This is a genomic window from Flavobacterium sp. 270, assembly GCF_004368785.1.
Classification (GTDB): domain Bacteria; phylum Bacteroidota; class Bacteroidia; order Flavobacteriales; family Flavobacteriaceae; genus Flavobacterium.
This window is the reverse complement of record NZ_SODM01000001.1, coordinates 917370-929512: the sequence shown is the minus strand read 5'-3', so window position 1 is coordinate 929512 and position 12143 is coordinate 917370. Positions and strand designations below refer to the sequence as shown.

10 protein-coding genes are annotated in these 12143 nt (G+C 35.1%); 7 read left to right on the top strand and 3 right to left on the bottom strand.

What is annotated here, in order from left to right:
• Window positions 1-330: 330 nt before the first annotated feature.
• Window positions 331-729 (top strand): hypothetical protein, encoded by a 399-nt coding sequence (locus EV144_RS03940; protein WP_134146381.1) that lies wholly within the window; start codon window positions 331-333, stop codon window positions 727-729.
• 331 nt (window positions 730-1060) lie between these two features.
• Complete coding sequence (locus tag EV144_RS03935) at window positions 1061-1570, top strand: response regulator (RefSeq protein ID WP_166638460.1); 510 nt, start codon at window positions 1061-1063, stop codon at window positions 1568-1570.
• A 108-nt stretch (window positions 1571-1678) separates the two neighbouring features.
• On the opposite strand, the gene EV144_RS03930 is transcribed toward EV144_RS03935, so the two are convergent.
• Window positions 1679-3670: a PAS domain-containing sensor histidine kinase gene (locus EV144_RS03930; protein ID WP_134146379.1), complete on the bottom strand. Its 1992-nt coding sequence runs from the start codon at window positions 3668-3670 to the stop codon at window positions 1679-1681.
• Between the two features lie 363 nt (window positions 3671-4033).
• On the opposite strand from EV144_RS03930, the gene EV144_RS03925 reads away from it, so the two are divergent.
• Entirely contained in the window at window positions 4034-4282 is a 249-nt protein-coding gene (locus EV144_RS03925) for a hypothetical protein (RefSeq protein ID WP_133525758.1), read from the top strand.
• A gap of 998 nt (window positions 4283-5280) precedes the next feature.
• On the top strand, window positions 5281-6051 hold the full coding sequence (locus tag EV144_RS03920; protein WP_134146377.1) for a Ku protein: 771 nt from the start codon (window positions 5281-5283) through the stop codon (window positions 6049-6051).
• On the opposite strand, the gene ligD is transcribed toward EV144_RS03920, so the two are convergent.
• Complete coding sequence (gene ligD / locus EV144_RS03915; RefSeq protein ID WP_134146375.1) at window positions 6048-8588, bottom strand: DNA ligase D; 2541 nt, start codon at window positions 8586-8588, stop codon at window positions 6048-6050. The two genes, EV144_RS03920 and ligD, sit on opposite strands and share 4 nt — an antisense overlap.
• A gap of 13 nt (window positions 8589-8601) precedes the next feature.
• A complete protein-coding gene (locus tag EV144_RS03910) occupies window positions 8602-9057 on the bottom strand; it encodes a hypothetical protein (RefSeq protein WP_243854610.1) in 456 nt (151 codons plus the stop codon).
• A 1280-nt stretch (window positions 9058-10337) separates the two neighbouring features.
• Here EV144_RS03910 and EV144_RS03905 point away from each other — a divergent pair.
• From EV144_RS03905 to EV144_RS03895, 3 genes are all read left to right on the top strand, one after another.
• The gene (locus tag EV144_RS03905) at window positions 10338-10706 is read left to right on the top strand and encodes a hypothetical protein (RefSeq protein WP_133525761.1); all 369 of its coding nucleotides are present in this window, start codon (window positions 10338-10340) and stop codon (window positions 10704-10706) included.
• Window positions 10699-11049, top strand: a complete 351-nt coding sequence (locus EV144_RS03900) for a hypothetical protein (RefSeq protein ID WP_133525762.1) — start codon at window positions 10699-10701, stop codon at window positions 11047-11049. The genes EV144_RS03905 and EV144_RS03900 overlap by 8 nt, the downstream gene beginning before the upstream one ends.
• Window positions 11050-11644: 595 nt before the next feature.
• Complete coding sequence (locus EV144_RS03895) at window positions 11645-11947, top strand: hypothetical protein (RefSeq protein ID WP_133525763.1); 303 nt, start codon at window positions 11645-11647, stop codon at window positions 11945-11947.
• Window positions 11948-12143 lie beyond the last annotated feature (196 nt).

Here is a 12143-nt window from a genome sequence, read left to right as displayed (position 1 = left end):
ACAGAATTATCGCAAAGATTTACATGATTTCATTACTAAACATTGGTACCAACTGCTGGGGCGAAGTTTCCTTACTGGTGCTTACTTTCACAAGATATTTCCTTGTTATGAGTCCTTTAAAAACAAATGCTAAAATTAAAACTCCTTGTTTCTTCTAAAAATTAATATCGTGAAAAGTTATAGACTTCTTTCATTACAATTTAAATTGCGAGTGTAATCCTTAATTTTAAAATTTAAGTTAAAGATTTATAAAATACAAAGTAAATTATGTAAAAACCGGTGTAATGTTAATTTTAAATTTGACTATTAGCAACAGAAAAACTTATTATTATGAAAACACTATCTCAATTAAAAATGATTCTGATCATATTAACAATAGGGTTACTTTCCTGCAAAAATAATAAAGATGGATATAGCGATGAGATTGATACAACAAAAGCATCCACTGATACTGCATCAGCAGCTAGACCAAAAACAGGAACTGACACAAATGCTACCAGTACAAGCGATACTGAACCTAAAGGCGTTACTGGCGCAGGAAGTATTTCCTCTCCAGAAAAGCCCGCAAACAGACAAACCACTACGGCTAATAACGGAACTGGTCCCGGACCAAGTGCAAAAGATGGTTCAGTATATGATATATCTTCACAAACAAAAAAGGATACTACCAAATTAGGTAGTAAGGCTAAAGCTAAAGCTTCAAAAGAAAAAAAAGCAAATAAAAAATAATGGATGTAATGACTTAAATTATAACATAAAGCCATTATCATATCTTTAGGCTCTGTCAGTAATAGCACCCCTGCTTTAACAGGTTTTAGAAAATCCTTCATAGCATTACTTATACAATAACGCAATAGGGAAATGAAGTCGCCATGCATAAGGTTGAATTTGTGGCTTCTAAGAAATTTTGAAACAAAATTGTGAAATTTTCATAAGCCAATCAAGGGTATTAACAATATCGCCGGATGCTAAATTATTAATGCTTTTAAATTGTTGATTGAAAGCATTTTTTAGTACGCATTAATATAGTACTTTTGGAAAATTATAAAAAATGGTTAAAATGATCAATTCTGAAAATCCCGTCGGAAATGCTAAAGGCTTAGAAAAAAAAGAGCCAGTAAAAATCATATTGGCCGAGGATGATAAAGATGATCAGGAATTGTTTAAGGAAGCTCTGAGTGCCACAAAAATTCCTTCTGAAGTAATTACGGTAGAGAACGGTCAGGAACTGGTCAATACTTTGAAAGATCCGGCTGAACCAAAACCTGATATTGTTTTCATCGATATAAATATGCCTGTTAAAGGGGGTAAGGAGGCACTGGCAGAAATAAAGAGCGATCAGGAACTAAAAGAGATTCCCACAGTTATGCTCTCCACTTCCAATCACCCCAATGATATTGAAGATACTTTCAATAAAGGGGCAAACCTCTATATACAAAAACCAAGCTCTTTTACGGGCTTTATCCTGATTTTGAAAAGAGTATTCCTTTTGCACTGGGCAAAAGCTTTAGTGAATCCGGTTAAAAATATTTTTTTTGTATCTGAAAAAAATATATCTCAAAAGGAATAAAAAAGTTTGAACCATTCCATTTCCCTTGCCGGACTGAGTGTAAAATTATAATTACAGCACAATTTTGTCTGCTGCCTTGATTATGAATCTGCCACCAATTAGAAAATATTAATTTTTCGCTGGAAGATATACCTTAAATACCGCTCCGTTTTCACTGCTCTCACTGGCATCGATTTCCCCATTATGGTTCTGGACAATTTTTTTGCACATTGCCAGTCCTATTCCCGTACCAGCAAATTCATTTTTCCCGTGAAGTCTTTTAAATATGCTAAAAATTTTCTGCGTATCTTCAGGCTTCATCCCTATACCGTTATCGGTAAACTGGATTTTATAATAGGACATTGCTTCTTTTAGATGTGCCGAGCGGATCTCTTCAGGGGAGGCAATACTGCAATGAATATTAATTCTGGGCGGCACATCAGGGCGTCTGAATTTTAACGCATTTCCAATCAGATTGAAAAACAGCTGGGACATCTGCAGGGGTATGCCCTGGATTACCGGAAGGGTGTTCCAGGTAACTTTGGCCCCTGTGCGCTCCATGACCAGGTCATAATCTTCCAGCGCATTTTTGGCAGTATGCTCAAGGTTTACAGCAACCAAAGCCCTGTCATCTTTTGGCACGGCAGAGTAGGCGAGCACATCCCGGATAAGTTTGCTCATACGGCTTGTAGCGTCTTTTATTTTATCGACGTAGCCTGCTGATTTTTCGTCCAGATGCTCTCTAATTTTGCCCTCGAGCAGCTGCACAAAGGTGCTGATTTTGCGAAGCGGTTCCTGCAGGTCATGCGAGGCTATGTAGGCAAACTCTTCGAGTTCCTCATTGGAATGTATGAGTTGCACATTGGTTTGTTCCAATTCTTCATTTGTAGCCCTTAGCTCCTCTATAACCGCGGCTGTCTCTTCGGTACGCTGCTGCACCTGGTTTTCCAGCTGGGTCTGCAGCTCGATCTGGATGGTAATATCCTGGGCAGTCCCGTTCATGCGTACAGGCTTGCCCTCGGGATCAAAAACAGTTTTGCCCTGGGCATGCAATATTCTTTTCTTTCCCGTTATGGGATGTATTACCGTATAGATCTCGTCATACAATCCCCCGGACTCAGGATTGAGTCCCCATGCTACCGCATCTGCAACACGCTGGCGATCTTCTTCCAGAAGAATTGGTATAACTTCACTATAGTTTTGAGCAGAAGGATCATAGCCAAACCATTCAATGAGGCGGTCTGAATAGGTCAGCCCATTGGTGGCCACATCAATGGTCCATGTGCCGAGCTGCGCCAGTTCAACTGCACCTCTCATGTTTTGCTCGGCTTCTTCAAGACTGTTGTTGGCTTTTACCTGTTGCGTTACGTCAATAGCCGTGCAGATGACACCATGAATCCTGCCTTTTGGATCGTGCAGTGGTTTGTAAGTGTAATCATAATAACCGTAATAAGGCGAACCGTTCTTGACAAACATGATCCGGGCGGCTTTCTGGGAATGGATTTCCCCGGTTGTAAGTACGTGCTGGTAGGCAGCAAATAAATGCGTCTGCTGCATCTCGGGCACTGCTTCCATGATGGGCTTTCCAATAATGGAATCTCCCTTACCGAAAATTTCAAGCATTTTCTCGTTGGCCTGGACAAGGACCATTTCAGGTCCGGTGTAAACCAATTTTGCCACAGGGGAATTGTAAAAAACAGTACGCGCAAATTTTTCACTTTCTTCAACCTTATGCCTTTGAAGCACCTGCAGGGTATTGTCCATAACCCATACAGCCACTTTTTTTACCTCACCGGTGTTATCTTTTAAAGGCGCATAAACAAAAGTTACGTAAACAGTTTCTGCCTTCCCGTGTCTGATCAGGGAAAGTTCAGCTTCATTTATGGAGTAGGGCTTGCCCTTAGAAATTACAGTTTCAAGAACGCTTTGGTAGTATGGGCTTACCTCGGCAAAAGTATCCCAGTAAAATTTACCCAGAATTGCCTCGCGCGGTTTTCCTGCCACTTCTATAAAGCTGTCGTTTACAATTTCGGCCACCAGTGTTTGGGCATCTAAAACGCAAATGCCGACTGGTGCATTCATCACTAATAAATAAAGTTCCTGTGTGTTTTCGACATTCATATATTTAGATTTAAATAAGGCGGAGATTCCCCAATTTTTAAGACTCAAAAGATGGAGGGAATATGTTTGTTTTTGCGCATTTTTCAGGTTATCAAAAGTACATCTCTGAAATTCTTCAGTTCAGTGATGGTAATACGTGATGCATAACTTTTAGTTTAGAAGTTAGTAGGCTTAAAATTAAAACTATAGCTTCAGTTATTTTTATATAAAAATGCACAATTCTTATTAAATTTTCATTTGAGTGCTATTTGATTCTGATTATCAATTTTCCAAGTTAAATTCGCGTATCTGAACTAAATATTATTTTATATTTTTTACATTTGATATGAAATACCAAAAACATATTATTTTAAATTACCGGCAATGGAAAAAGGGATGAAGCTAAAGGTTCGAAAGCAGCTCGACGGCAGACAGCAGTCCAATATTATTAAATTAAAGGGCAGTTTGATTTCAAAGGGCTACACCCAGATCATACATATTTTGGATCAGGACGAAGAATTTCATATCAATTCATTTGACATTGAGAGCGGAACGGGCATTGAAGTGCGAGAGTTTATTACGGCTTTTATTGCCCGGGAGCAACTCGAGGACAGTATCTCTATTTTCAAGTAGTTATTGAGTGGAATATTTAGTAGTGGTTTTCAGGAGCTTTTCCCGCTATTCTTTGCAATCTTTTGTGCCGAACACCGGCACAAAAGGATTTTCACGGCACACGAGCGAAGCGAACTGGCGAAGCAATCGGGGCTAGGGCTGCTGCAGCACCCTGTTTGTTCTGAGAACTGATATTCGCCTCAATTGTTTAACCTCTGATTAATATATTGCATCTTTCAGATTTTACCGTTTTACGATGCGAAGATTCAGCAGGAGATTAAATTTTAAGAACTTTATTTATAAAAATTAAAATCCATAATCATATTGGACCGAGAATGACAATGGGATATCCTATATTTTTGTAAATATTGAGGCGGTTTAATGCATTGTTTGCGGGTATTTTTTTTCTGGTGTGATTTGAAAAAAGGAAGCGAAAACAAAAAATTACCAAATATTTTAATTAGTAATTTTTTGAATAAAAAATGGCGCTCATTGTCTTCAATTGGCGCCATTTGGCTTGTTGTGACAGGAACAGGACGAATTTCTATAAATTTTATTGAGGATTTGGCTTACTATTGGTAGTGCCTGACTTTCATTTGCTTAAAGAATTTACTTTGGATGTCCTGTTGGGGATCGCACGAAAATGTAGAGTCAGAAATTGTTAATCTCTTTTTCAAAACCGTCTTAGCTTATTGTCGCAAAAAAGGTATCCATTCCAATATTACATGTGCCACGATTCTGCCACGAAAGCTTAAATGTCAGTCTTTAAACATTTTATGTAAGTTATTTTAGTAGACCAGTTTTTTAAAATTAACGTGATGATTTTTTAATATTCAAAGTTGTTAATGATTAAAGCTAAAAAGAATTATATCAATTTTTGTAACAAACATATTTAAGTAAATGTTTTCTTCTTTTAAATGTGCAATGTCCAAAGAAAAAATATAATATTTTTTAAAGATTATGTAAGGCTCCATTAGCGCTGATGTATTAAATTTAGAATAATTTTAATTCATCAAACTTTGAGAGCAATATGGACGGGAGCTATTAGTTTTGGTTTAATTAATATTCCAATTAAGTTATTTTCGGCAGTTCAGGAAAGCAGTCTGGATATGGATATGCTTGATGAAAAAGATCATGCCAATATTAAGTTTAAACGTGTCAATGAAAATACAGGCAAAGAAGTCACTTTTGCTAATATTGTAAAAGGGTATAAACTCGATGATAAATATGTAATTCTGGAAGATTCAGATTTTGAAGCGGCAGATGCTGTAAAAACCAAAACGATAGATATTGAAAGTTTTGCTTTCGAAAAAGAAATCGAAAGTATTTATTATGAACAGCCCTATTATCTGGAGCCTGACAAAGGCGCTATGAATGCTTATGCATTGCTTCGTGATTCGCTTGCAGCTTCGGGAAAAGTTGGTGTAACACGTTTTGTTTTACGCAACAAAGAAAGCCTGGCTATTTTAAAACCTTATAAAAATGTCATTGTTCTAAACCGAATAAGATTCGAAAAAGAAATTAGAAATACGACAGATTTAAAACTTCCTCCAGCTTCAAAAGTAAAAACAAAAGAACTGGATATGGCCAATAAGTTAATTGAACAACTAACGGAGAAATTTGATATCAGCACTTTTAAAGATGAATATACAGCGAAACTTTTGGATATAATTAAAAAGAAAGCCAAAGGAAAAGTTCAGAAACCAACTGAATTAAAAGTTGTTCACAAACAAAGTGATGATTTAATGAGTATGCTTAAGGCGAGTTTAGAAAGAAAAAACTCGTCTTAGTCCTTTTGTTTTTCTTCCAATTTTTTAAGAATGTGCTTAATGTTGGCACCTTTTGATAAAACCGGTGCCCACAAATCTCCCTTTTTTTCAAATCTGGACAATACATTTTTAATGGTAAATTGCGACGGATGTAACTTATCATTCACCTCATTCCATTCCAAAGGTGTTGAAACCGTTGCCCCTGGCTTCGGGCGAACAGAATACGGTGCGGCTAAAGTTTGTCCTCTGCGATTTTGCAGATAATCAATATAAATTTTGTGATTTCTCTTTTTAATGCTGCGTTCGAGTGATGTAGCTTCAGGTAAACGCAATTGGATTTCTTTCGCCAGTAATTCAGCAAGAATTTTTATGGAATCGTAATCGTATTTTGCTCCAAGCGGAATATAAACATGTAATCCTGAAGCGCCCGAAGTTTTGCACAGACAATGAGTTTCCAATTCTTCCATAACTTCTTTTACAACCAATGCCGTTTTTACAACTTCTTTAAAATCATCTTTATCAGGATCAATATCAATTACCAGCCAATCTGGATTTTCAATATGTTGTACAGTAGAATTCCACGGATTAATTTCGATACAACCAAGATTTGCCATATACAACAAAGTCTCTTTGTCATTGCATATTAGATAGTTTACATTTGCATCAGTCGAGTCAGAGAATATTTTTTTAGTTTTTAGCCAGGACGGAATTTTTTCGATATCCACATCTTTCTGATAAAAACCAGGAGCATCAATTCCGTTAGGAAAACGATTCATGGATTCCGGACGATTTTTAAGATAAGGCAAAATCAAAGGAGCAACTTCATTATAATATTGTACAATATCACCTTTTGTAATTCCGTCTTTTGGGAAATATATTTTGTTTTGATTGGTTAGATGAAGTACGGTTTTCCCAACTTTCAAGTCATAATCATTTTCTGTTTTATCCTGGGATTTAGTTTTCATTTTTTCTTCTTTTAAGGGAGTATTATTGTTAACATCAGACGGTACAAAAACTTCAGATGCTTTTTTATCAATTCTAAGACCGAGATAAACCGGATGTCTAAGGTTTTTATCCTGAGTCCATTCAGAGAATTTTACTTGACAAACCAGTTTAGGTTTTACCCATTGAATTTCATCTCTCAAATTAATTTTTTCGCTGAGCGGAGATTCACTAATAAATAAAGGTTCAAGTTTTGTATAAAGTTCTTTCAGCGTTGATTCAGAAAAACCAGTTCCGCATTTTCCAATATATTGAAGTCTTTTTCCGTAATATTGGGCAAGTAGTAATGCTCCAAAATATTGGCGTGAATTCTTAGGTTTCGTGATTCCAATAATGATCGCTTCTTCCTGATCAGACGTTTTAATTTTTAACCAGTCGCTGCTTCTTTTATTCGGTAAATAAGTACTGTTTGTTTTTTTAGCAATGATTCCTTCTTCCTTATTTTTTTCGGCTATTTCAAATTGTTTTATTCCTTTTTCAAAAGTATGTTCCGAATAAAAGACATTTGTAAAAGCATATTTATTAAACAGTATTTTGAGTAATTCTTTTCTTTCGAGCAAAGACAATTCAGTAATCTCGTTTCCATCTAAATTCAAAAGATCAAAAACATAATATTTTAATTTTCCCAAACCTGTTTTGAGGTAGTTTTGAAGCAATTGAAAGTTAGCTTTTCCCTTTTCATCTTCTACCACAATTTCGCCATCTAAAACCGCAATATGATCAATTTTCTTTAACTCATCGGCAATTGGTTTAAATTGAATATCAAAGGAAATTTCATTCCTACTAAATAGTTCCACTTTATTTGGATTTATTACTGCGATGGCACGATAACCGTCATATTTTTTTTCAAAAACCCATTCCGAATCATCAAATGCTTCCGTTTTTGTATTTGCTAACATTGGTTTTATAAATGAAGCCTTACTTAAGGAACGTTTAGTCTTTTTATTAAAAGGTGTTTTTGCCTTTTCTTGGGGAACTATTTTTTCTGATTTTTTTTCTAAATCCTCTAATGGTCTTTGTGATAGTACAGATTTGTCTTGAGTCAGGATATCAGTATGTGATACATATTCATCGTTTTTTTTAATTAACAGCCAGGCATTTTCTTGTTTGCCGTGTAATTTTACCAATGAAAAAGCTCCTTTAAGTTTTTTGCCTTTCAGAATAAAACTCAAATGTCCTTTTTTAAGATCGACCATCAATGCTTTTTCAGGATTTTCAGAGAAATCTTCAGGTTGATATGTTCCATTATCCCATACAATCACATTTCCTGCACCATAATTTCCTTCCGGAATTGTACCTTCAAAATCTTTATAACTATACGGATGATCTTCGACCATTACAGCAAGACGTTTAACAGCAGGATCCGTTGACGGACCTTTTGGGATTGCCCAACTTTTGAGTACGCCATCCATTTCAAGTCTAAAATCATAATGCAAATGAGATGCAGCGTGTTTTTGCACCACAAAAATCAATTCATGTGCAGATTTTCCAATTTTACCTTTTGGCTCCTGAGTTTTTTTAAAATCTCTTTTCTGATTGTATTTAGATAGTGACATGCTTTTGTAAGTATTAAAAAGTTAATGAAAGCGAGTAAAAAGCAGTTGCTATAATGGCAAAAATTATATGAGCAAAAAAGAGCTGCAAATAATAGCCTTTAAAATCAATGTGAGGCTGATGATTACTCATTTTAAAAATAAACATCCAGCAAATAATGCCAATTATTCCGCTGATAGCACCCAATAATAGGGCACTAAGAGTTGAGATTGGCAAAATATCCTTTACCCAAAGGACATAATAGGCCAACACAAACAAAAAACCAATCAAAAAATGAAGGAGCCAGCCCAATATTTTTTCTGATTTGACAGACAATTCCATCTTTAATTTGGAAAGTACAAACGAAAGTAAAACAGGCTCTTTGTAAAGCTCCTGAAACTGTTTTGACATAAAACAACTAAACGATGTCATTGCCGCCGTTGCGATAATCGAAACTATTAAAAGCTGTATAAAAGTGTAAAAGTCCATCATTTGATATTTTTAGATTTAAATTAATAAAGGATAGAAAATATACTTCCTGCACCTTTTTCTTAAGATTCAGGAAGTACATTGATCCAAATTGTTTTCTCGTTTCAGTCTTGTCAGGATTATTATTCCTTTTGTTATTCTGTTTGCAAATCAGACGAAGAAGGAGAGAATTTTTATAGCAGCCAACTGCAAGTAGCGGTAATGCCCATTTTGCGATCCAGGAACCTACAGAACGTTTTCCTGCAATCTTTAGAGTAGTTCCTAATAATAAAGAACCTGCAGTACAGTATAATATTTTATTGACAGATATTGGCGAGATTTTTTTTTTCGGCTAAATAACCGGGATTTCCGCGGGTTTGAGGATTAAGGATATTTTCCATGATATTAAAATTTAATTGAACAATTTCTTTGTCAGTTTAGAGCTTTTAATCAAATCAAATTTAGTATCAATTTTGTGTTTTTTTTTATAGAATTAAAGTTTGTAATTGTATAATTATCAGTCTTTTAATGTGTTTTATTCCAGATAAATAATGGAGCAAAAGAAATAAACCTAAAATGTTATAAATCTCAGAGTTAATTGTGTAAGTAGTTGATTTTTAGTTGCTTTAAATTTGTTTGGACATTATAAAAATGCACTTCATACACAAACATTTAAAAGATAAGAAATGAAAAATTCAAAGAAAACAAATCCAGATCATTCGGATGCTACAGAAAGAGACTTGGATGTTATGCAGGTGGGCAGAATGCTGCAGGGCTTGAATTAATCGAGTATTTAAGAATTGTTACCGGAATCTAATTTGAGTGAATAGTATCTTCAATTGTGTTTAATGCTGTCTTTTTGGAGCTTTTTCCCGCTAATGTTCCAATCTTTTGTGCCAAGCCCGGGCACATAGGGATTTTCATTGCTATCTGCCCTAGGGCTAGAATTGGAGAATTAGAAAATTAGCAAAGTAAAATAAAGTGTGTTAATTTTAAAAAGGCCAATCTGGTTAGATTGACTTTTTTATTGATTTTTTTTTTATTTTGTTTCAAATTGGAACATTAAATCTGGGTTACGCTGTTGCTATCTGTGTTAGTTTTGTTATTCTAAAATTAATGAAGGTGAACACAAATGAAAAAATTGCAGTAGAACAACACCTATTTAAAGTGTGTAGCTTCCATCCGGCAAGCCGTGAGTACAAATTAATTTGATTCTTATTTAAAAATGATGAGTTAGATTTTATTTCTACTAATCGTGATGATGCTCTGGAGCTTAGAAAGCAACTTTGGTTTTTAAAGTTCGAATGTTGATAACCAAGGAAGAGAAAAAGGAAATTACTAAGCACATTAGTAAGATTGGTGGTTTTAATGAAAAAACTAAAGGCTATCATGCCGTTGAAAATTTGTTAATCTTGGGTGAATGGTCTTTTCATTGGTATGAGAAATCCTTCTGCATACAGAATGCAAGCTGGTTGCAACATATAGGTTTAGAGGTTGAGGTTTTAAGTGATGCGGTGAAAGTGTCAGATGAGGGTATTGAAAAATATTATATAAATGTGATGGGTCTTGTGCCTGAATTTCAACCAGTTGGCAATAATCTATCCGGAGGTGATAGAGGTTTAAGGGTTGGAAAAGAAGAAAGTAGTGGAACACAAACAGCCCATTATGAATAAGGATGATATTAAAATTGATGATTGGTATCGAATTTTATTTGGAGAAGCACCTCCAGAAATTATAGTTGAGGTAGCCATTAGAAGCATTATTTTATATATGGCATTGGTATTTGTCGTTCGGCTATTAGGAAAACGTACCAATTCGATATTAACTATAACGGAAAAGGCGGTATTCATTACACTAGGTGCCATTGTTGCAATGCCAATGCACGGGCCAACTCACGGAATTGTGATTGGAGTAATAGTATTACTGACAATTTTGGTATTGCAGCGGAGTCTTACCAGAAACTTTTTTATAAGCAGAAGCTGGGAGAAGTTAATGCAGGGCAGGTTGCTACCCTAATTAAAGATTCAGTTATTGACATCGGACAGTTAGAAAAGCATTTTATTTCGAGACAGCAGTTATTTGAGCTTTTACGGGAAAAAGAGATAAGAAATTTAGGACAGGTTAAGAGTTTATATCGAGGACTGTGGTACACTCAGCATCTATAAACATAAAGAGGTAAAGCCTGGTTTATCGATACTTCCTGTAAAAGATATAGATATTATTATAACAAAAGACGAGAGCCATAATGCCTGCACGTGGTGCGGAACTGTTGTTGAAAAAGATTATAAAACAGTTTTCAGAAGTTTTTCCCTCTATGCATTGAAATCTCTTTGTGCCGGGTTTCGGCACAAAGAGATTTCATGCTATCGTGGCCTAGGACTCCCGAGAAGCCCTCTTTTGTCTTGGAGAATTGATTTTTCTGCCCCAATTGTTTAGCTCTGATTAAGATATTAATCTTTGAGATTCCATTACTATTAAGTTACGGGATTTACTAGGAGATTAATAATCTAATTTTGATTATATAAATTTATTGCAAATTTTGTTTAATGTATTTTTTATTTCTTTAAACATTTGTAAATTTAGTTCATATGTAAGTTTAAATACTAATCCGATGGGAGAATATATAATATTGGTTGAATGTAAAGGATACTGTATCGATTTGCATTGTATGTTCTCCTGTGTTGAGAATTTTTGCACAGTTGAGATTACTGATCCATTTGATCATACTTTTATAATTGAAATGGATGATGAGAGCCAAGTGTATATTGAAGCAGCAAAATATATAGTAGATAAAGGCAAAATAGTCTCGATTATACCGCTGCTTGAAAAACACACGCGTAATTTTTTTCCAACCTATATTAGAATTGAACAGATAAATAGACATTTGTTAGGATTGAGAAGGAATTGCCTTTGAATCTCAATAAATTCTTCAGTTCAATGTTGGGATGTATATATAATATATGTTAAGGTACCCGTATTTATTTGCCCGATATGGTAACTTATAATGTAATAAGGATTAAAAAAAGGCGCCAATGTTGTCAGTTGGCACCTTTCCGATTAGGCATACATTGAATTTATTCACTGAACTGAGGTGGAATTTTATTCAGTAC